This window comes from Sneathiella sp. (assembly GCF_036960985.1).
GTDB lineage: Bacteria > Pseudomonadota > Alphaproteobacteria > Sneathiellales > Sneathiellaceae > Sneathiella.
The window spans coordinates 134,726-156,104 of sequence record NZ_JBALWD010000005.1; the positions used below are offsets into that span (position 1 = coordinate 134,726).

Annotated in this window: 20 protein-coding genes; 17 read left to right on the top strand and 3 right to left on the bottom strand. The window is 46.5% G+C overall.

Annotated elements, in window-relative coordinates; translation table 11 throughout:
* Positions 1-504 precede the first annotated feature (504 nt).
* On the top strand, positions 505-2,358 hold the full coding sequence (ilvD, locus tag V7723_RS04585) for a dihydroxy-acid dehydratase (RefSeq protein WP_335683256.1): 1,854 nt from the start codon (positions 505-507) through the stop codon (positions 2,356-2,358).
* 153 nt (positions 2,359-2,511) lie between these two features.
* A complete protein-coding gene (locus V7723_RS04590; protein ID WP_335683257.1) occupies positions 2,512-2,898 on the top strand; it encodes a hypothetical protein in 387 nt (128 codons plus the stop codon).
* A 239-nt stretch (positions 2,899-3,137) separates the two neighbouring features.
* Here V7723_RS04590 and xth read toward each other — a convergent pair whose 3' ends face one another.
* A complete protein-coding gene (gene xth / locus V7723_RS04595) occupies positions 3,138-3,905 on the bottom strand; it encodes an exodeoxyribonuclease III (RefSeq protein WP_335683258.1) in 768 nt (255 codons plus the stop codon).
* 66 nt (positions 3,906-3,971) lie between these two features.
* Positions 3,972-4,322 (bottom strand): iron-sulfur cluster insertion protein ErpA, encoded by a 351-nt coding sequence (gene erpA / locus V7723_RS04600; protein ID WP_335683259.1) that lies wholly within the window; start codon positions 4,320-4,322, stop codon positions 3,972-3,974.
* Positions 4,323-4,441: 119 nt separating this feature from the next.
* On the opposite strand from erpA, the gene V7723_RS04605 reads away from it, so the two are divergent.
* The 6 genes from V7723_RS04605 to scpB are packed head-to-tail and all read left to right on the top strand — an operon-like array spanning position 4,442 to position 9,408.
* Entirely contained in the window at positions 4,442-5,464 is a 1,023-nt protein-coding gene (locus V7723_RS04605; protein ID WP_335683260.1) for a DALR anticodon-binding domain-containing protein, read from the top strand.
* Complete coding sequence (locus tag V7723_RS04610; protein ID WP_335683261.1) at positions 5,464-6,267, top strand: SPOR domain-containing protein; 804 nt, start codon at positions 5,464-5,466, stop codon at positions 6,265-6,267. The genes V7723_RS04605 and V7723_RS04610 overlap by 1 nt, the downstream gene beginning before the upstream one ends.
* Positions 6,254-7,288, top strand: a complete 1,035-nt coding sequence (gene nagZ / locus V7723_RS04615) for a beta-N-acetylhexosaminidase (RefSeq protein ID WP_335683262.1) — start codon at positions 6,254-6,256, stop codon at positions 7,286-7,288. The genes V7723_RS04610 and nagZ overlap by 14 nt, the downstream gene beginning before the upstream one ends.
* 6 nt (positions 7,289-7,294) lie before the next feature.
* Positions 7,295-7,984 carry a site-2 protease family protein gene (locus V7723_RS04620; protein WP_443024188.1) on the top strand — a complete coding sequence of 230 codons (690 nt, stop codon included), beginning with the start codon at positions 7,295-7,297 and terminating at the stop codon, positions 7,982-7,984.
* Between the two features lie 9 nt (positions 7,985-7,993).
* A complete protein-coding gene (locus V7723_RS04625; protein WP_335683264.1) occupies positions 7,994-8,791 on the top strand; it encodes a segregation and condensation protein A in 798 nt (265 codons plus the stop codon).
* Positions 8,788-9,408 (top strand): SMC-Scp complex subunit ScpB, encoded by a 621-nt coding sequence (gene scpB, locus V7723_RS04630; protein WP_335683265.1) that lies wholly within the window; start codon positions 8,788-8,790, stop codon positions 9,406-9,408. The genes V7723_RS04625 and scpB overlap by 4 nt, the downstream gene beginning before the upstream one ends.
* On the opposite strand, the gene V7723_RS04635 is transcribed toward scpB, so the two are convergent.
* Positions 9,405-12,434: an ATP-binding protein gene (locus V7723_RS04635; RefSeq protein WP_335683266.1), complete on the bottom strand. Its 3,030-nt coding sequence runs from the start codon at positions 12,432-12,434 to the stop codon at positions 9,405-9,407. The genes scpB and V7723_RS04635 overlap by 4 nt on opposite strands.
* 241 nt (positions 12,435-12,675) lie before the next feature.
* Between V7723_RS04635 and V7723_RS04640 the strand changes: the two genes are divergently transcribed.
* The 9 genes from V7723_RS04640 to V7723_RS04680 all read left to right on the top strand — a co-directional run bounded on the left by V7723_RS04640 (position 12,676) and on the right by V7723_RS04680 (position 21,359).
* Entirely contained in the window at positions 12,676-14,397 is a 1,722-nt protein-coding gene (locus V7723_RS04640; protein ID WP_335683267.1) for an ABC transporter permease, read from the top strand.
* A complete protein-coding gene (locus V7723_RS04645; protein ID WP_335683268.1) occupies positions 14,394-15,443 on the top strand; it encodes an ABC transporter ATP-binding protein in 1,050 nt (349 codons plus the stop codon). The genes V7723_RS04640 and V7723_RS04645 overlap by 4 nt, the downstream gene beginning before the upstream one ends.
* Before the next feature lie 183 nt (positions 15,444-15,626).
* Entirely contained in the window at positions 15,627-15,860 is a 234-nt protein-coding gene (gene tatA / locus V7723_RS04650) for a twin-arginine translocase TatA/TatE family subunit (protein WP_335683269.1), read from the top strand.
* Between the two features lie 53 nt (positions 15,861-15,913).
* Positions 15,914-16,402 (top strand): Sec-independent protein translocase protein TatB, encoded by a 489-nt coding sequence (tatB, locus tag V7723_RS04655; protein WP_335683270.1) that lies wholly within the window; start codon positions 15,914-15,916, stop codon positions 16,400-16,402.
* Entirely contained in the window at positions 16,399-17,274 is an 876-nt protein-coding gene (tatC, locus tag V7723_RS04660; protein WP_335683271.1) for a twin-arginine translocase subunit TatC, read from the top strand. The genes tatB and tatC overlap by 4 nt, the downstream gene beginning before the upstream one ends.
* 138 nt (positions 17,275-17,412) lie before the next feature.
* The gene (gene serS, locus V7723_RS04665) at positions 17,413-18,705 is read left to right on the top strand and encodes a serine--tRNA ligase (RefSeq protein ID WP_335683272.1); all 1,293 of its coding nucleotides are present in this window, start codon (positions 17,413-17,415) and stop codon (positions 18,703-18,705) included.
* A 5-nt stretch (positions 18,706-18,710) separates the two neighbouring features.
* Positions 18,711-19,466 (top strand): 5'/3'-nucleotidase SurE, encoded by a 756-nt coding sequence (surE, locus tag V7723_RS04670; protein ID WP_335683273.1) that lies wholly within the window; start codon positions 18,711-18,713, stop codon positions 19,464-19,466.
* 32 nt (positions 19,467-19,498) lie between these two features.
* Complete coding sequence (locus tag V7723_RS04675) at positions 19,499-20,110, top strand: protein-L-isoaspartate(D-aspartate) O-methyltransferase (RefSeq protein WP_443024189.1); 612 nt, start codon at positions 19,499-19,501, stop codon at positions 20,108-20,110.
* A gap of 52 nt (positions 20,111-20,162) precedes the next feature.
* A complete protein-coding gene (locus V7723_RS04680) occupies positions 20,163-21,359 on the top strand; it encodes a peptidoglycan DD-metalloendopeptidase family protein (protein WP_335683275.1) in 1,197 nt (398 codons plus the stop codon).
* Positions 21,360-21,379: the final 20 nt, after the last annotated feature.

Below are 21,379 nucleotides of genomic sequence, written 5' to 3' on the forward strand. Positions count from 1 at the left end.
AAGTAGAACAGAAATAGCGAGCCACATTTTTATAACGACGACCGTTAGCATGCCGCCGGTGCGAAACATACTGATAAAAAAGTCTGACAAACCGGCGTATTTTAGATAGTTGAGATCAAAAACGCCGTAAACCAAAGTGTCAAAAATTAATCCAAAAACGAAGAAGTAGCAGAGTAAAAGGATTGTCAGAAAGGGAACCAGCAGGGCTAGGTTATAAGTTCTATTTACCCGCAAATGGATTTCGCAAAATATTTCGTCATCCAGGGCTTTATTGCGACATCGCCGCCCGGCACGCGTTATTCCTTCACATTGCATTATAAATCGCCTCATGTTCCCGATAGCCAAGAATATTTTAAATAGTAAAAGAATTTTTAAATACAAAGTAAAGTAGTAAATAGGCAAACAGAGAGTGCTAAGAAGAGGGAAGAGCGGCTTAAGCTTGTTCTCCGGTCCAGAAGGTATTACTTAGATACAAACAGAATTTGCTCAAAAAGTGAGAAAAATATGCCCGAGTATAAATCGAAAACATCAACCCATGGCCGCAACATGGCAGGTGCAAGAGCTCTTTGGCGGGCCACCGGTATGGGCGACAGCGATTTTGGGAAACCAATCATCGCGATTTCTAATTCCTTCACCCAATTCGTACCGGGACATGTCCATCTGAAGGATCTCGGTCAGATGGTAGCTAGAGAAATCGAAAAATGCGGTGGCGTCGCCAAAGAATTCAATACGATTGCCGTCGATGACGGCATCGCTATGGGCCATGATGGCATGCTGTATAGCTTGCCGTCGCGAGAAGTAATAGCCGATGCAGTGGAATATATGGTGAATGGGCATTGTGCTGACGCTTTGGTATGTATCTCAAATTGCGACAAAATTACGCCCGGTATGTTAATGGCAGCGATGCGACTCAATATTCCCGTCGTCTTTGTCTCCGGTGGCCCAATGGAGGCGGGTAAGGGCATGGCCGATGGTAAGCCGATTGGCCTCGATCTGGTCGATGCCATGGTCCAGGCAGCAGATCCGACTGTTTCCGATGAGCAAGTTGCAGAAGTAGAACGATCTGCGTGTCCGACATGTGGATCCTGCTCCGGTATGTTCACTGCGAATTCCATGAATTGTCTTACTGAAGCCTTGGGTCTCGCCCTGCCGGGCAACGGCAGCATGTTGGCGACACATGCGGATCGCAAGCAGCTGTTTCTTGATGCGGCACGGACAATTGTTGACATCACACGGCGCCATTACGAAATGGATGAGCCGGGATTATTGCCGCGCGACATTGCGTCATTTAAAGCTTTTGAAAATGCCATGACTCTTGATATCGCCATGGGAGGGTCCACCAATACGGTCCTGCATCTGCTAGCAGCAGCGGAGGAGGGTGAAATAGGGTTCACCTTGGAAGATATCGATCGACTTAGCCGGCAGGTGCCTCATTTGTGTAAGGTGGCGCCCAGCATCCAGACGTATCATATGGAAGATGTTCATCGCGCCGGGGGCATTATGGCGCTGCTCGGTGAGCTGTCTCGTGCGAATTTACTGCATACGGAATTACCAACAGTCCATTCGCCAACTGTCGGTGAAGCAATTGAACTTTGGGATGTAACAACGACCAAGAGCAATACTGTTCAGGAATTTTACAGGGCAGGACCAGGTGGCGTTCGAACCACAGAAGCCTTCAGCCAGGAAAAACGTTATCCGGATTTGGATGTCGATCGTGTAAATGGCTGTATCCGGTCGAAGGAAAATGCGTACTCTCAAGACGGCGGACTGGCTGTGCTTTACGGTAATATTGCGGCAGAAGGCTGTATTGTTAAAACAGCCGGTGTTGATGAAAATAGTCTTGTCTTTTCCGGCCCCGCCCGTGTTTTCGAAAGCCAAGATACGGCAGTGGAGGGCATACTAAACGATAAGGTTAAAGCCGGGGACGTGGTGGTTATTCTTTATGAAGGACCCAAAGGTGGGCCGGGCATGCAGGAAATGTTGTATCCGACCTCCTATTTGAAATCAAAAGGGCTTGGAAAATCAAGTGCGTTGTTGACGGATGGCCGGTTCTCTGGTGGTACGTCGGGCTTATCCATAGGGCATGTATCTCCGGAAGCAGCGGAAGGGGGCCCGATAGCGTTGATTGAGGAAAATGACATCATTCAGATTGATATTCCCAACCGAACAATTCATCTTGACGTCAGTGAAGAAGAAATGGCTCGCCGGCATGCACATATGGTTGCGAAGGGTGAGCAGGCTTGGGCACCAACCGAAATCAGGCCTCGTAAGATTACAACGGCACTCCGTGCCTATGCGGCCTTGACTACGAGCGCTGCCCGTGGCGCTGTTCGGGATGTGGATCAGCTTAAGAAATAGTTTTCTGACAGCAAACTAAAAGGGCTTTCTGAGAAATCAGCGAGCCCTTTTTACGTTAACCATAGTTGTATTATTGTGTTGCAAATACACCCGAAATATCTTCTAATAAGAGTATTATTTCTATATTTATGCGCGTAAAAAAGGAGATTTTAGATGCGATTTTTGCCGGCTGTTTTCCGACCCTATAAATTTTTAATGGTGGTCGGGCTTTTGTCATTGGCAGCCTGTACAACAACGGAAACAGCAGCTCCAGATCCGGCGTTAGTGGCGAAAGTTGCGAAAGATGCTTACCAGCTGGGATATGTTGTCGGTTATAATGAACTTTGCGCTCAGTTTCGTGGTACCGGTGCTGACGACAAAATTGTACAAGAATTCAAGAGAAAATTCTCAAGAGGTACAGCTTTTGAGCAGGGCTATGATCAACTTAGCCATTATGGAATTTATGACAGCCTAAGTGGTTTGAATCAATGTCAGGAAATGCGTGCATTACTTGAAAGCGTGCATAAAACTTATGTTGAGGGCCTTGGAACAAAAGCCTAGTGCTCCATTAACTACCATTTCGTTACGGCAAATTTTTCCTGCGGGCTCAGGCAACAAACCAATCGGCACCTCTTCCGTCGCGTCTAATTCTTGAGTTGTAAGCATACGAGCTACCGGTATAGCTTCCGTGGTCGGCCCTTCATTTGCCGTCAGCAAATTCATATTTCCACATCGATCCGTTCCATACAACGTCAAATTAAGAGAGTTGGGTTATCGGTACCGATTAAAAGTTAATAAATTCAGTCGCTGAGTTCGCACCAGATAGGTGTGTGGTCAGAAGGGCGCTCCTGGCCCCGTGGTTCTTTATCAATACCAACCAAAGAAAGGCGATCTGTCGCCTGCGGTGAGAGCAGTAAATGATCTATGCGAATACCATTGTCTTTTTGCCAGGCGCCGCGCTGATAATCCCAATAAGTATAATTAACTTCTGGCGTAAAGGTGCGATAAGCATCGGCGTAGCCAAGGTTAAGGATATGGCGAAATCGGTTACGACTATCAGGTAGGGTGAGGGCGTCACCCTCCCAGGCTTTCGCATCGTAACAGTCTTCATTTTGCGGGATTACATTGTAGTCGCCTGCAAGGACCGTTGGTTCTTCCAGGGTGAGGAGATATTTCGCCCGTTCTATCAACCGATCCATCCATTCCAGCTTATAGGGGAATTTCTCTGTATCCACAGGATTACCGTTGGGAAGGTAGATGGAGGCGACGCGCACATTATTGATTGTCGCTTCGATATAGCGTGACTGTTCATCGGCGTCATTGCCGGGCAAGCGCCGCATAACGTCCTCTATGGGGAATTTAGAAAGAAGAGCAACACCGTTATAGGTTTTCTGGCCATGTGTTTCGACATTGTAGCCTAGATCCTCGACTTCCATTCGCGGGAAGGCTTCATCGATCACTTTTAGTTCTTGCAAGCAGAGGACATCGGGGCTAGCGGCTTTGAGATAATCCACAAGCCGGGGCAACCGGGCCTTTACCGAATTGACATTCCAGCTTGCTATTTTCATCTCATTTTCCCATTAAAAAAGCCCGGTTCAAACCCGAGCTTTTATGTAGCATTTTTGGATCGGCTATTAAACGGCAAATGATGACCCGCAGGAACAAGAGGCCGTCGCATTTGGATTTTTAATCTGAAAGGACGCACCAATCAGGTCGTTTACATAGTCAATTTCTGATCCGGCCAGATACATCAATGAGATTTGGTCAACAAGTAAGGTAGCGCCTTTATTACTTACAGCCAGGTCATCGGGATTTTGAGTATCTTCCAGGTCAAAGCTGTATTGAAAGCCAGAGCACCCACCGCCATTTACGGCGACGCGCAACATCTTCTTGTCAGATTGCATTTCATCGACAATGACGTTTATCCTGTCCGCTGCCGATTCCGACAGTTTTACCAGGGATTCTGAGTTATCACTTGCAAACATAACGTCCTGCATTCAAAAGAAAGGGAACATGTGCCTTCATATTACATACTATATACTCAATGATGTATTAACTCTAACTCTCTTTGTCAATTTCTGCCGTTTAATAAGTTGGTGATTATATGTCTTTGAGTTACTTATCTCATGCTAGAAGGAGCCTTTTTCAAGCTATAAATGAGCTTGAAGGGCTGGATAATGCACAAAAACAACAAATTTGCCGCGACGTTTTTTTAAAACCACCTAAAAACGCTGGCTGGGGTGATCTGTGCACAAATGCCCTTATCTTGCTGAAATCAAAGGAATATATAACAGATTCCGAAGTTGAATTTCGCCTGATTTCTGCATTTTCACAACTTGCTGACCTGAAAATAGCGGTTCTTGCGGAAAGTGGACATATAAACCTTAAATACGAAGAGGAAATCTGGCAAAAAAGTCTTAAGGAAATTCTTGAAAAGGGTGAGAAATACGGATTGGATGCGAAATATCCAGAAAATCTGGAAATTTCCATCGAGTTTCCAAGCGAAGTCAGCGATTTAAATAGTGCGCGACAGCAATCAAATGCTAACGGGCTGCTGAAACTAGCTGCTTTGACAGGATGGACTTTCGTTGAAACAAAAGGTGCAAAACGAGACCCAGTCGGATTTCCCCTGGAAGCGGCCTATGCGAAATGCGGCGAGTCCCAGACAATTTTTGCTTTGATTGCCAATCCGCCAGCATTTACCGGAGCATTCAGCCCCATTTTGGCCATAGATAAGACGTATGGTAATCCCGTGTTTTGTATTCCCTATGCGCAGAATTTTTTGACGAAGTTGTTGGATCACACGAAAGCAGTTGAGCAGACGACTGCAGATAAGTCGGTCCTAAGCCTGCCCATAGAAGTAAAATTAGCGAAATTGCTATCTGGGTGGCCATTGGCTGTGGAAAAATCTATGCGTAAAAGAGATGTTTTTTATCTCATTGCTTTCCTGCAGGACGTTTCCTTGCTATTTTTCCGTCTGGTTGAAGAGATGCGCCCGATTTCATCGGAATATTTGAGAGCGGAGTCGACGACGCAGGCGCGATTGCTTTTGTTAAGCGCGACTAAAAAGATATTGGATCAAGGGTTAGAAATACTTGATCTCCAATCGACAAAGGAGTTTGTCTAGTGAGTAATAACGATTTTCCTGATGATGACTATTATGACGGGGACGACAATCAGGGAATGAGTAAGGGCAAGTGGATTGGCGCTATTCTGGCAATCCTGATCGTTGCTGGATTTGGCGTTGGCATTTGGTATGCCTATGATCAAGGCGTTAAAAAAGGCGTACAACTGGCACCCCCGATCATTAGCGCTGATACATCACCCGTGAAGGTAAAGCCCGATGAGCCCGGGGGGATGGATATTCCACATCAGGATAAACAGGTTTTCGGCGTTTTGAAATCTGGAGAACCTCAAGAAAAAGTTGAAAAGCTGATGCCGCCATTGGAAGAATCAACAGATGATCCAACGCCAGAAAAAAGTATGGCAGCGGCGGCACCTGAGGCAATGGTCAAAGCAGATGATGCCCCGGCAGAAAAATTGATAGAGAAAAGCGTGGAAACTGCTCCGGAGAAACCGACCGTCGTTGTGCCACCTAAACCAGTCCAATTGCCCGAGAAAACCGTCGCAACGAAACAACCGGAACCGGTTGCAAAAGCGCCAAAAACAAACACCAGTGGTGTCCGCTATCGTGTACAATTAGGCTCTTTCAGGAACAAGGAAGCTGCCGAAAAACAATGGACTACACTGAAAGGTAAATTTGCCTCTCTTCTTGGCGATGTGGGTTACCGGGTGCAAGATATTGATGTTAAAGATAAAGGCGTTTTTCATCGGTTGCAGGCTGGCGCGTATGAAAATAAATCGAACGCCAACAAGCTTTGTGAATCCTTGAAAGCAAAAAAGCAGGATTGCCTCGTTGTCAGCAAATAAGCTGTGCAATTGTAAATCCCTAATATTAGGGTGCGCTGGATTACAGCTCAGTGATGACGAAGTAAACTTTTATGCTGAACAGCAGCCGTATGGGTTTATTCTATTCGCACGGAATGTAGATACGCCGGATCAGGTCCGACGCCTTATTCAACAGCTTCGGTCCTCAGTTGGGCGTCCGGACGCGCCGATCCTTATTGATCAGGAAGGGGGTCGAGTCCAACGCCTACGATCTCCTCATTGGTTTGAGGCTAAGCCGTTTGGGTTTTTTGGTGACCTGTATAAATCTGATCCCAAACATGCGCGCGACGTTCTTGCGCTAACAACGCGGTTAATAGCTGCAGACTTGCTGTCATTGGGTGTGACAGTAGATTGCACACCTTGTTTAGATCTATCCCTACCGGAAACGGCTGCCGTCATTGGTGATAGGGCGTTTGCCTCAGATCCGGCTGTCGTCACGGAGCTTGGGGCATTGGTTGCAGAAGAAATGATACAAGCTGGTATTCTTCCTGTGATCAAGCACATGCCTGGCCATGGCCGTGGAACCGTTGACAGCCATCATGAGTTGCCATTAGTTACTGCGTCCCTGGGTGCACTTGGAGAAACCGATTTTGCGCCCTTTAAGGCATTGGCACATATGCCCTGGGGAATGACCAGCCATATTGTGTTTGATCAGATCGACCCGGAATATCCAGCAACGCAATCAGCCAAGGTAATTGAGGAGATTATCCGTGGCGAAATTGGATTTGATGGGCTTTTGTTGACGGATGATCTGAATATGAATGCACTGTCCGGAAATCTTGCCGACAGAGCGGCACGGGCATTGGAAGCAGGCGTTGATATTGTCCTTCACTGCTCTGGAAAAATATTGGAAATGCAAGAAATTGCGCCGGTTTGTAGCGTTCTAAGTGAAAAAGCGCTTTCCCGAATTGAAACAGGGAATAAGATTTTTAAGCACCCCCGACAACCACTCGATCCAATCGCTGATTTTGCTAAGCTGGGTGTTTTGTTGGCTGAAAGTTAAGGAAGAATAGTGGATTTCACAGATATCTTTTACAAAATTTCGGTTTGGGTTGTTCCAGCTTTGGTGGCGATTACTCTCCATGAGGCTGCCCATGGTTTTGTGGCCTGGAAGCTCGGCGACGATACGGCAAAGCGTCAGGGCAGGGTAACCTTTAATCCGCTCAAGCATATTGACCCCATGGGCACTATTATAATTCCAGGAATACTTTTGCTTCTAAAAGCACCGTTTCTGTTTGGATACGCGAAACCGGTGCCTGTAAATTTTGCCCGACTTGGAAAACCAAGGCGAGATATGGTTTGGGTGGCGCTTGCCGGGCCTGCCATGAATTTTGTTCTGGCTTTTGTGTTTGCGCTAGGCTTTCATCTATTGTCTTTCTTTCCCGCTGACGTGGCTCATTGGCTTGCAGAAAATTTTAAAAACGGGATTATTCTCAACGTTGTATTAGGTGTCTTTAACCTATTGCCTTTACCACCGCTGGACGGTGGCCGAGTTGCGGTCGGCATTTTACCCAATGCCCTTGCAGTTCCTCTCGCAAAACTAGAACGATATGGATTTTTAATCCTAATAGGCACTATTTTCATTGTCCCGATGATCTTTCGGCAGCTTGGGAGCGATTTCAATCCGGTGAGTTGGTTGCTGAATGAACCTATCGGGTACGTTGTCAATCTCATTGCCAATCTAGCTGGCCTGAAGTAACCTTTTCAGATGGTGGACAAGGGTTCTTTTGAAAAATCGGGAAAAGAAAATTCTGATGTCATTCCACTTCCTACAAACTCACTCGTTGTAGACTTGGATGGGTATGAGGGACCGTTGGATGTGTTGCTTGTGCTCGCGCGTGATCAGAAAGTTGACCTCCTTAAAATATCAATTCTAGAATTAGCGGAACAATATCTCAGTTTTGTCGAGGAGATGCGCCAATTGCGTTTAGAGGTTGCGGCTGACTATTTAGTGATGGCTGCGTGGTTGGCCTATTTGAAGTCACGATTGTTGTTACCGGCGCACGAAGACGATGGGCCGACTGGAGAGGAACTTGCAGATAGATTGGCCTTCCAGTTGAAAAAATTGGAAGCCATGCGAAAAGCAACAGAAGCACTCATGAACGGGACGATCATCGGCAGGGACCAGATGCAGCGTGGGCAGCCGGAAGGAGTTCGTATCATTCGTCATTCCATTTTCGAATGTAGCTTACGGGATCTCTTGCAAGCATATGCAGATCAGGAAGCGCGCAAGGGAATAACCAACCCTTTGCGGTTGATGCGAGATGCCATTTATTCCGTCGAAGCCGCCATGGACCGTCTGGAGAAGATGTTGGGGAAGTTGCCCGAATGGACGAATCTCATGTCTTATTTACCGGAAAACTTAACGGATCCATTTCGGCATAGATCAGCACAGGCATCCACATTGCTAGCGAGTTTGCAAATGGCTAAAGAAGGACAACTGGAAATCCGCCAGTCCGCTACATTTGGCCCGATTGAGATTAAGAAAAAGAAGGGTAGTTCATGAGTGTTGACCCGGATCATGTAAGAATGGCGGAAGCGTTGCTGTTCGCTGCAAGTGAACCACTGGATGAGAAAACTCTCACCGCCAGACTGCCTGAAGGTGCTGAAATTGCGGCGATTTTACAAACCATTCAAGAACATTATCAACATAAAGGCGTAAATCTGACCCGTCTTGCGGGAAAATGGACTTTTTTGACGGCACCAGACTTGTCTTGGATGCTCGAAGAAGAACGACAGACAACTCGACGCTTGAGCCGGGCAGCTTTGGAGACCTTGACGATTATCGCTTATCATCAACCGGCGACACGTGCAGAAATTGAGGAAATACGAGGAGTTGGTCTTAGCAGAGGGACAATGGATGTCTTGTTTGAGGCCGGATGGATCAGACCTCGGGGGCGCCGCCGGACACCCGGGCGCCCAGTTACTTATGGCATAACCGAAGAATTTCTCATTCATTTTGGCTTGGACGATATCAAAGATCTTCCGGGATTTGATGAATTAAAGGCCGCAGGATTGTTGGATTCCGAGCCTTCGGGTATCTTCAGTCACCTGTCGAAGGAAGGCCTGGATGAAGAGAACGATGACGATCAGGATGAATTGGATTCTGAAGAAGAGTTTTAAGCTATATCCCGCAATTGCAATTCACTGATCCGCGCCCACCAGTGGAGTGTTTCCCGGATCGTTTCTTCTAGTTTGGGCAGTAGCACCTCAACATCTTGAGACTTTTCGGCGCGATCCTCGATATCTGCAGCGAAGAGGGCCAATCTTACCGCACACATAGAAGAACTCATTCCTCGAATAGCATGAGCGGCCGAACGAATGTCACCTTTGTTCTTGTCAGCAATAGCGGATTTCAATCGATCGACATTTTCAATCAAAGAATCCGGGGTCTGCTGAAGAAGATCTTGAATGGTTTCTTTACCGAGCTGATTACATAAATCTATAAATTTTTGTTCGTCACCAAGCGCGGGCTTCACAAGTTCCAGAGTAACTTGCTTGTCTTCTTCAGATATTGCGCCGCCGGATTTTGCGGCTCTGAGAACTTTATCTATTGTTGAAAGAAGTCTCGGCAAATCGATTGGCTTCGTTTCAACTGCGTTCATTCCGGCTTCATAGTAGCGGGGCAAATGTTCCTTCATTGCGTCCGCTGTAATGGCGATGATTGGGAGATTTGAATTCAAACTGCCGCTGGAGCGAATTTTCTTTGTCGCTTCGGGGCCATCCATCACTGGCATACGTACGTCGAACAAAGCCAGATCATACAGGCCAGTTAGCGCAGCAACGACAGCCTTTTTGCCATTGTCGACGATGAACGTACTATGACCTGCCTGGCTGAGGAGTGCCGTGATCAATATCTGGTTGACCGTGTTGTCTTCAGCGACAAGAATTTTCAAGTTTTCTTTGCTTGTTACAATGCCGACCGCTTCAGGTGCGGCGAAGGGTGTCATATCCGCGGCTGCATGCCGCAACGGTATCGTGAACCAAAAAGTACTGCCTTTGCCTAGTTCGCTTTCGACGCCGATTTCGCCTTCCATGAGCTCGACCAATTGCTTGCAGATTGATAAGCCGAGGCCGGATCCGCCATATTGTTGCACGGTAGAGGCGTCTGCTTGTTCAAATCTCTGAAAAAGGCGTTGTTGATGTTCTTGCGAAATACCGATCCCGTTGTCCGTAACTTCAAAGCATAATTTTTCGGTTTTCTCGTCCTCCGAAAGTCTTTTGACATTGAGCGTAATTTCACCTGTTTCTGTAAATTTGATTGAATTGGTGACAAGGTTCGTTAGAATCTGTCGAAGCCGAGTGGCGTCAATGTTAATACCCTGTGGTAAGCCTTCTTCGGGAATATAGGCCAAAGAAAGGGTTTTTTGCTTTGCTCGGTCATTCATTAATTCCAGACTGCTTTCAATGAGATCAGGTAAATAGATGTCTGAGTTACTCAGTTCAAATTTACCAGCGTCGAGTTTCGATTGATCAAGGATGTCATTCAAAATAGTCAAAAGGATCTCACCAGATCCTTTTATGGTCTGAGCTTGTTTTCGTTGGTCGGCGGTTAGATCTTCCATTAGAAGAAGATCCGCCATGCCGAGTATGCCGGTCATTGGTGTTCGGATTTCATGGCTCATTGTTGCCAGAAATTCTGCTTTGCTTTTCTCTCCCAATTCAGCTTTATCTCGCAATGACTTCTGCTCTTCGGCAAGTTCAACTAGTGCCGACGCTTGATCCTCAAGCTGTTGATGGGAATATTCAACTTCCTTAAGCTGGGTTGCCAGTTCTTCCTTGCTTCGCTGAAGGTCTTTCTGGACTTCCCGTCGGTATGAAATATCCTGATAGGCGCCAAACAATCGAACGACTTCGCCGTCCTGAATTTCGCATTGACCACGCACACGCGCCCATTTATGCCGTCCTCTTCCGGTTATTATAGGAATTTCAAGATCCCAACCTTCACCGGTCTTTTTTGCATGCGCGATCGCTTGAATGATTGTATCACGTGCTTCCGGGGCATAAAATTCGATGGATGCGGCCGGGTTTGGAGAGAAATCTTCGTCGACCTCATGAATATGAAACATTGCGGTGCTCCAAGAGAGCTCGTTGGTACGTAAGTCGACTTCCCATCCGCCAATGATGGCCAATGATCCAACTTCATCCAGCAGGTTTTTTTGCTTTTGAAGTTTTTCTTCAACTTCACTTCGCGCAGACAGTTCTCGCTGTAACGTATCAGTTCGAGCTTCCACAAGCCGTTGCAAGGATCGTGTCCAGAGCAACATGCCGACAACGATAGCCAGAAATGCAATCGAAATCAGGCCAAATATAAATTCTGGCGTCCAAAGGGAGTTGCGCGTTCCCAAACTGATCCAGCGTTGCTGAATTTCTTGACTCTCGGCGGTGGTAATTGCATTGAGGCCTTTTTGTAGGATGGATGTTAAAAGGGGCCAATCTTTCCGGTTCGCAAGGGCCCACTTGTAAAAATATCCGGAATTACCGGCGACCCGGATATTACCAATGCCAGCTACTTCAGCATAACGCGCTGCCGTGGCTATGTTTCCGACAAAAGCGCCAATTTCACCGAAGGACAATTTTTGTAATCCCGTTTCTACATCTGGAACTAAAATTAGTTGGAGATGAGGATGGGAATTAACGATGTAGTCATGAACAGCATATCCCTCGACGACCGCGATACGCATGCCATCAAGACTTTCAATGGTCAGGTTGTCTTTTTCACTATCGTCACGCACCATAATTACGGCGGGTACTTTTAAATAGGGCTCTGTGAAAAGCATGTATTCGGCGCGTTGAGGTGTTTCAACAGCTGCAGTCCAGACATCAATTTCCTGCTTTTTGGCTTTTTCAATTGAAGCATTCCAATTCTCGAGCTGTTCGACTTGGAAAGTGATACCAAGTTTTTTCTCAAGAAGACGAAGATAGTCTGCAGCGATTCCTTCGAAATTGCCGTCGTCATCAAAATACTCGATTGGGGAGAAAGTCGGATCTGGTCCGATGCGAATTGTGGGATGTTTAGAAAGCCAATTTGCTTCTTCTGCCGTAAAACGAACCTCAGCATCCTCATTGGCAACGGTAGGGGTTTGCCCGACAGTCGACAATAGGCCGACCGCCAAAAGACCGATACATATTACTCGATAGAATCCCATTAACCTCTGCCTGTTACAACACTCTTTCTTTAGCTTTTATGAATTTAGGTCAATTGTATTAACAAATAGTCTACGGGAGAGGCCGATTGTCATTTTATGGGCAATTTTTCAAAAGCATTCTCTTGTAGAAAAAGGCAACTTGTCACATTGCTCATTGCCATTAAGAATGATTATTATATACAGGACCGAGCAATCGTCTTATTGATTGCTACTTTAACGCAATGGGATAAAGGTTCACTCGTTGACAGTTTTTGATGCAGATAAAGCCGTACTGGCTTCCCGAAAGGGAAATGGGCGCCGAGCTGTATCTATAACTACCTGGTTTTCGTTTCTTGTGGCGCTGATAATTTCTATTCCGATCCTTGTCGTGTTCGGGTTTATCTTCGTACCCTCTGGCGATATTTGGTCTCATTTGGTTGCTACAGTTCTTCCTGTGTATTTGATGAATACACTTGGGCTTGCAGCGGGTGTATCTGTTCTTGTGTTATTGATCGGCGTGGGCAGCGCTTGGCTCGTAACCATGTGCGATTTTCCAGGCCGTAAATTGTTCACCTGGGCATTATTTCTACCACTCGCAATGCCAGCTTATATTATTGCCTATACCTATACCGGCATGTTTGATTTTTCCGGACCATTCCAATCTTTTTTACGAGAGTATTTCGAGTGGACGCGGCAGGACTATTGGTTTCCGCCCATTCGAAGTCTTGGTGGCGCTATCGTTATGCTTGGCCTGGTGCTATATCCTTATGTTTATCTTGTCAGTCGGATGGCTTTTTTGGAGCAATCGATTTGCGCACTGGAAGTCGGCCGGACTTTAGGACGCGGCCCTTGGCGAGTATTTTTTTCGGTAGCAATTCCGCTAGCACGGCCCGCAATAGTGACGGGTCTTGCGTTAGCATTGATGGAAACATTGAGTGATTTCGGAACCGTTCAGTATTTCGCTATTGATACCTTTACGACCGGTATTTACCGCACCTGGTTTGGATTAGGAGAACCGGCCGCTGCGGCCCAATTGGCGGCAATTCTGATGATTTTTGTCTTTGCCTTGATTTTGCTAGAGAGACTTAACCGCGGATCAAAAAAATATCATCACGCAACAGGCAGATATCAGAAAATTACTAGATTCAAATTGCAGGGGTTGAGAAAATTCACTGCGATAATTGCTTGCAGTTTGCCAATTTTTTTGGGTTTTCTATTGCCGACCGCGTGGTTAGTAAAAGACAGCATTGATCATTTCGATGAAATATTTAATCGTCAGTTTCCAATTCTGGTTTTCAATAGCGTAGGTGTCGCGATCCTTGCAGCTGCGGCTTCACTGGTTCTAGCCATATTGCTGATTTACGGATTGCGCCGGGAAGGCCGTTCATCTCAAAAAGTAAAACGAACAGCAATTAGGATCGCCTCAATGGGTTACGCAATACCAGGCCCTGTTCTGGCGATTGGAGTTCTATTGCCATTTGGGTTCATTGATAACAGCATAGATCAATGGACGAGAGCGACTTTGGGCTATTCCACTGGACTTATATTGAGCGGCACTATGGTGGCGCTCCTTTTTGCATATGTCGTTCGATTTCTAGCCGTTGCTTTAAATACCGTGGAGGCTAGTGTTGACACAATTACGCCCAACATGGATCGTGCCGCAAAAACCTTGGGAGTAACGGGTATTAAGGCGTTGTTCAGGGTTCATCTCCCGATTATATCCGGAAGCTTAATGACGGCTTTGTTGCTGGTGTTTGTAGATGTTTTAAAAGAGCTGCCGGCTACCTTGGTACTGCGCCCCTTTGGGTTTGACACTCTAGCGGTTCGCGCATATGAAATGGCGACAGATGAACAACTAGGCGCTGCTGCAGGACCCTCTCTGGCGATCGTGGTCGCCGGAATTATTCCCGTTATCGTATTGAGTCGCGCAATCGCTAAATCCCGCCCGGGCCATAAAGGCTCACTTCGAAACGAGCAAAAATGAGCAACCTTGTCTTTGAAAATGTGCGCCACAGCTACAGCCGGGCTTATTCCGTCGATATTGAGCACCTTGAAGTAGGGGCAGGTAAACTGGTTTGCTTGTTAGGTCCGTCTGGTTGCGGGAAGTCCACTACGTTGAGACTGGCAGCCGGTTTGGAGAGTCCAACAGAAGGTAAGATCTTTATTAAAGGTGAGGTGGTGGCGGACGATCAGATTTTCGTTGGTCCGGAAGACCGGCGTGTGGGCCTCGTGTTTCAGGATTATGCTCTATTCCCTCATTTATCCGTTCAAGACAACGTTGCTTTTGGATTGTCCCATCTTTCGGCCCTGGAGCGCAGATCTCAGTCTTTACATATGCTCGAAACAGTCGGTATGGAGGACGCTGCACGAAAGTATCCTCATATGCTTTCGGGAGGTGAGCAGCAGCGTGTGGCGCTTGCGCGGGCGCTGGCACCCAATCCCAGAATAATCTTGATGGACGAGCCCTTTTCGGGCCTGGATGTGGTGTTGCGTAATCATGTTCGAGATGAAACGCAAGCTCTGCTAAAGGAAATGGGGACGACGGTTCTTATGGTGACCCATGACCCGGAAGAGGCTATGCGGATGGCCGATGAAATTGTTCTGATGCAAAATGGCAAAATAATTCAACAAGGATCTGCGGGAGATTTATACAATAATCCGGTGAATAAGTTTGTTGCTTCGTTCCTAGGTGATGTGAATCATATTCCAGCTGTTATGCATGGTGACCAATTATCAACCGTTCTTGGCCCAGTTCCTGTTCCTAGAAACCTGATGGACAACGCCGTCGAAAATGTCCTTGTGCGGCCTGAAGCAATCAGGTTTGTATCTGATGCGGTGCCTGGAAATCCGGTTGGCGAAATAGTAAATGCTCGAAATTTGGGTGCTTTTTCCCTTGTTGACGTTGGGTTTTCAGATGGATCCCGCGTGACTGCGAGAGTAGCGACATTACAAACTCCCGAAGTTGGTGAAAGCTGCTCGATTTCCCTTAATTTAAAACAAGTATTCGTGTTTGCTGACGAGGTGGCGTAAGAAAAATCCGTTATTACCGTGTGAAACTGAAATAAAATGTCGTATAAACACCTTTAGACCGTTATATAGGGCCTAGGAAGGTCGCAGAGGATAAAAAAATAAGCCAGTATAAGGCTGAATTATCCCCCAGCGGTAAATTGCATCTATTTACAGATTCTCGAAATGAGAACAGGAGCTTAAGTTATGAGTATTGGTCCATGGCAGATTATTTTGATCCTTGTCATTGTGCTCATCATTTTTGGAGCAGGGAAATTACCTCGTGTCGCTGGAGATTTGGCGAAAGGTATTAAAAACTTCAAAAGTGGAATGAACGAGGATAATCAAGCGGAGAAATCCGAAGAAGACCCTGAGAAGATTGAGGCTTCGGCGAGCGCAAGTGAAAAAACCGAAGAAAAAGACAAAGCTGCGCAAGGCTGAATACCCCTTGCGCATTTGTAAATATGTTTTCCAAAGTGATCGAGTGGTAAGCCATGTTTGATATTGGCTGGGCAGAGATGATGTTCGTGGTAATTATCGCGGTGCTGGTTATCGGCCCGAAGGATTTGCCGCGCGCGATTGCCACCATTGGAAAATATGTCCGTAAAGCTCGGTCCATGGCGCGTGACTTTCAATCAGGCATTGATGATCTTGCAAAGGAGACGCAGCTTGATGAAATTAAGAAAGACTTGCAACAATCCACAGATTTTAACCTGAAGAAGCAAGTTGAAGACGCTGTTGATCCTACGGGTAGTTTTGAAAATATGTTCGATGATGTCAAACCTCAGATCCGTGATCCGCGTCTAAGTGAGAATAATTACTCAAATCCCATGGGATCAAGCGAGGAGACTGTTGTGGAAACCGCGACAGAAACCGGAACAGAAACTAAGGTCGAGGCTGCAGAGAGCGATGTCGCAGAAAATAGCATCGGCGCATCCGTTAATCCTGACAATGCCAGTAAACCGGAAACCAAAGTCTCGTGAGTGATACGGAGATAGAAGATACCAAGGCTCCTTTGATGGAGCATCTTATCGAATTTCGCAATCGATTGGTTTATTCTGTTGTTGCCTTGCTCGTCGCCTTTATTCTTTGCTATCTGGTATCTGAGGATTTGTTTGCATTCCTCGTCGAGCCGTTGGTTGAAGCGATGGGGGACGACGTCGAAGGTCGCCGGATGATTTTCACCGGACTGCATGAGGCCTTTTTTACATATATCAAAATTGCTTTTTTCTGCGCTCTCTTTATCTCTTTTCCAGTGATAGCAACGCAAATCTGGATTTTTGTCGCGCCTGGCCTGTATAAAAATGAGAAGAAAGCGTTCCTGCCTTTTCTTATCGTAACTCCATTACTTTTCTTTGCCGGCGGAGCGCTAGCATATGAAGTCGTTATGCCGTTGGCTTGGAAATTCCTACTTAGTTTTGAAAGCAATGGCGACGCCACAATGTATTCGCGGGCCTTTACGGCGCTAATCGAGGAGTTCCCGAAATTGGCAAACTATCTGCCAACACCGGCTGAACCCATGTCGCTTCCGATCCAGTCAGAAACCCGTGTGAGCGAGTATCTCAGCCTGTCTATGAAGTTGATTTTTGCCTTCGGTTTATGTTTTCAATTACCAGTTTTGCTCACATTACTTGGACGTGTCGGCATTGTTTCCTCTGCGGGGCTTAAAGCAAAATTCAAATACTCAATCGTCTTCGCATTCATTGCAGCGGCCGTGTTGACGCCGCCCGATCCCTTGAGCCAAATCACATTGGCCATCCCGATAGTTTTTCTCTATGCGATCTCAATTGTCAGCGTTCGTATGGTGGAGAAAAAACGAGAAGCACGCGAAGCGTTGGAAGATAACGAAGACTAGTTTCCGGTGAAGTGTGGAGACTTGGGCACAAAAAAGACATAAAATAAGCTGTGAAGTGAAAGCCCGCTGGACTGCGGGCGACCACGCGCTTATACAACATAAAATCCTATGTTTTTATAAAACCGAAATGGCAAAGAGATGCTCGATTTAAAATGGATCAGGGAAAACCCCGATGCACTGGATGTTGCAATGGCACGCCGCAAAGTTGCGCCGGTTTCAGCAGAATTGATGGTGTTGGATACACTAAGACGTAAAATACAAACAGATTTGCAGGAAATCCAAGCACGTCGAAATGAAGCCGCAAAAGCGATTGGTAAAGCCAAATCGCAAGGTGAAGATGCTGACGCCTTGATTATGGAAGTGGCGGAATTGAAAACTTCTGTTCAAGATCTCGAAGTGCAAGAGCGGGTATTGAACGAGAAAATGGATGCGGCTTTGTCGGTTCTGCCGAATATTCTAAAAGACGATGTACCTGATGGGCAAAGCGAAGAAGACAATACAGAACTTCGAGTGGTTGGTGACAAGCCGAAATTTACTTTCACGCCAAAAGAGCATTATGAACTTGGCGATGCTCTTGGCATGATGGATTTTGAAACAGCGGCGAAAATGTCCGGATCCCGTTTTGTTGTCACCAGTGGACTGATAGCGCGTCTGGAGCGAGCGTTGGCGGCCTTTATGGTTGATTTACATACAGCCGAGAAAGGTTATTTAGAAGTGTCTCCGCCCGTAATGGTCCGAAAAGGCGCTTTGTATGGAACAGGGCAATTGCCAAAGTTTGAGGAAGATTTATATAAAACCAGCGAAGATCAATATATGATCCCAACTGCGGAAGTCTCTCTGACAAATATGGTTAGGGAACGCATATTGGACGAGTCTGATCTCCCAATGAGGTATACAGCGCATACTTTGTGCTTCCGTTCAGAAGCTGGCTCCGCGGGGAAAGACACCGCAGGAATGCTGCGACAACATCAATTTGCGAAAGTCGAAATGGTGTCTATCACGACGCCGGAACAATCAGATGCGGAACATGAACGGATGACTGATTGTGCTGAAGATGTTTTGAAACGTCTTGGCCTTTCATATCGAGTCATGGTTCTGTGCAATGGCGATACCGGCTTTGGGGCGCGAAAGACCTATGATCTGGAAGTATGGTTGCCGGGGCAGCAGGCGTACCGGGAAATCTCCAGTTGCTCCACTTGCGGTGACTTTCAAGCACGCCGCATGAAAGCTCGATATCGCCCGCAAGGTGAAAAAGGTAATCTCTTCGTTCATACGTTAAACGGCTCAGGCCTTGCGGTTGGACGAACATTGATTGCTGTGATGGAAAATTATCAGCAAGAAGATGGAAGTGTTGTAGTTCCTGAAGTTTTGATCCCTTACATGGGCGGCATCACGCGAATTGAAAACAAAAATAATAAACGTGAAGGATAAAAAAATTGCGTATTCTATTGAGCAACGATGACGGCTTCGATGCGCCTGGCATGGAAACATTACGAAGAATTGCTGAAGCTCTCTCTGACGATATCTATGTTGTGGCCCCGGCAAAAGAACAAAGTGGAGCGTCGCGATCACTTACTTTGCATGATCCGCTCCGCATTAACAAATTCTCGGATCGTGAATATTCCGTTGAGGGTACGCCAACGGATTGCGTTATGATGGCTATGAACTATTTGTTTAAAGACAAACAACCAGATCTTGTGTTGTCCGGCGTCAATCGGGGCGGGAATTTAGGTGAGGATGTTTTGTATTCTGGAACTGTTGCCGCCGCAAGTGAAGGAACATTGCTTGGCGTTCGATCAGTTGCAATCAGTCAATGCATTTTGGATTCCGATGTAATTCATTGGGATACGGCTGGCGAGATGGCACCTGAGATTATTCGCAAACTTCTGGAGACGCCATGGGGAGACGATGTATTGATGAATATCAATTTTCCCGCTGTTGCGAAGGAAGATGTAAGTGCAATAAAAGTTACATCACAGGGCAAACGAGATCTTTCAAATTTGACTATTGATGATCGGGTGGACGCCCGGGGTCGGGACTATTTCTGGCTCGGTTACCGGCCGTCTTTTGGTGATCCTTCGGTTGGTACAGACTTACGGGCCGTTATCAGTCAGGAAGTCTCTGTGACACCGCTAAAACTTAATCTTACAGAGCAGAAACTTGCTGCCCGTCTCAATAAGGTATTCGAGTGAACGATAATCCGGCCTTAAAAATCCGCTTGATTATGGAGCTTCGGCGCTTGGGGATCGGCAGTACGGACGTGCTTTCAGCGATCGAAAGGGTGCCGCGTGAAGTGTTTGTACCGGCGACTTTCCGCGATCGAGCTTACGAAAATATCGCGTTACCGATTGCCAGTGGCCAAACCATCAGCCAGCCTTACATCGTCGCTTATATGACTCAGATACTTGAGCTCGATAAGCGACGGAAAATACTGGAAATTGGGACAGGGTCGGGTTACCAAACGGCTATTTTGGCGCGGCTCTGCCGACGAGTTTATACCATTGAGCGGCACAGAAATCTGCTGCAAGGTTCGGAAGAGCTGTTCAAAGAACTGAAAATTACCAATATCACTTCGAAAGTGGGAGATGGGCATAAGGGGTGGCAGGAACAAGAACCGTTTGATCGGATTTTGGTGACAGCCGCCGCAGAAGAAATACCGCAAAATCTTCTTGATCAGCTTGGAAATGACGGCATCATGATCCTTCCTGTTGGTAAAGACCCTGTAGACCAGCATATCGTCAAAGTTTCAAAGAATGAGATTGGGGACGTGTCGGAAGAGGTGATGTTGCCCGTTAGATTCGTACCGATGGTTCAAGGGGTTGCGGAAGAGTCTTAATTCATCACAACATTTGGTATCAGTTTAAATCTATTGTTAATCATAGCGAAATATGCTTAATATTGTCCGTATGATGGCGTGGAATCTTAACATTTTTGTTCGCGTAGCCTGTAGTTGCGTACTTTCGTTGGTATTATCTGGGTGTTTGTATAACACCTATTTACCGACCAGTGGGTCTTCACGCACCTATTCTGCCCCGCAAAAGACGTCAACCGCGGTTGTTGCCGCCGGATATACAGTTCCCTCCGATTTTGAGCCAAATTATCAGAATTTATCCTATCATTTTGTGACTGTGAATCGGGGAGATACTCTCTCAAAAGTCGCAGCACGACAAAATGTACCGATTAAATCGGTTGTAACTCTTAATAATTTGCGTTCGCCTTATACAATATTTCCCGGACAGCAACTAAAGGTTCCGGCGTTCAGAACACATTCTGTCCGTCCGGGAGAAACATTGTATGCTATATCGCGGGTGTATGAGGTCGAAATGCCGGATGTCGCGCATTATAATTTTCTGGCGTCACCATATACATTGATGCCTGGAACAAACTTACAGATTCCAATGAAGAATAACGGACAGGTACAGGTCGCCTCTGTAAGTTCAACACGCTGGCCTGATCCGAAAAAATCTTTATCGGTACAACCATTGAAAACTGTGGTTATTAATTCGTCAGCAACTGTTGTTCCGGTTCCGAAAACAGAAGTTGTTGCAGTGGCGCCTCAGGCACCGACTAAAACATTTACGCCCGCGCCTAAACCGGTAAAGAAAAAAACGGCCCTTGCGTCTCAGGAACCCGCATTTCAAGTGGCCAAACTCGATATACCGCCCGTCCCACGCCGTCGATATAGCGTTAAGGATTTACCGCAGCGGAGTGGCAAATCCTTTGCTTGGCCTGTGAAAGGTAAAGTAATTTCATGGTATGGGAAAAAGGATTCTGGCTATCATAATGATGGCGTGAATATTCGTGTCAAAGCGGGAACCCCAATCCGAGCATCGGAAAACGGTGTTGTCTCTTATGTGGGTAACGAAATGCGATCCTTTGGTAATCTCTTACTGGTTTCCCATGCTGATGGCTATGTTACCGCTTATGGGCATACAAAAAAATCAGCGGTGTCCAAGGGAGAGGCAGTAAAAAAAGGTGATATAATTGCCTATGTGGGATCCTCCGGGAATGTCACGGAAAGCCAGTTGCATTTCGAGATTCGAAAAAAGGGCAGGGCCGTTAATCCCACTAAATATCTGAAGTAACTTAGTTGGCAATATTTCAT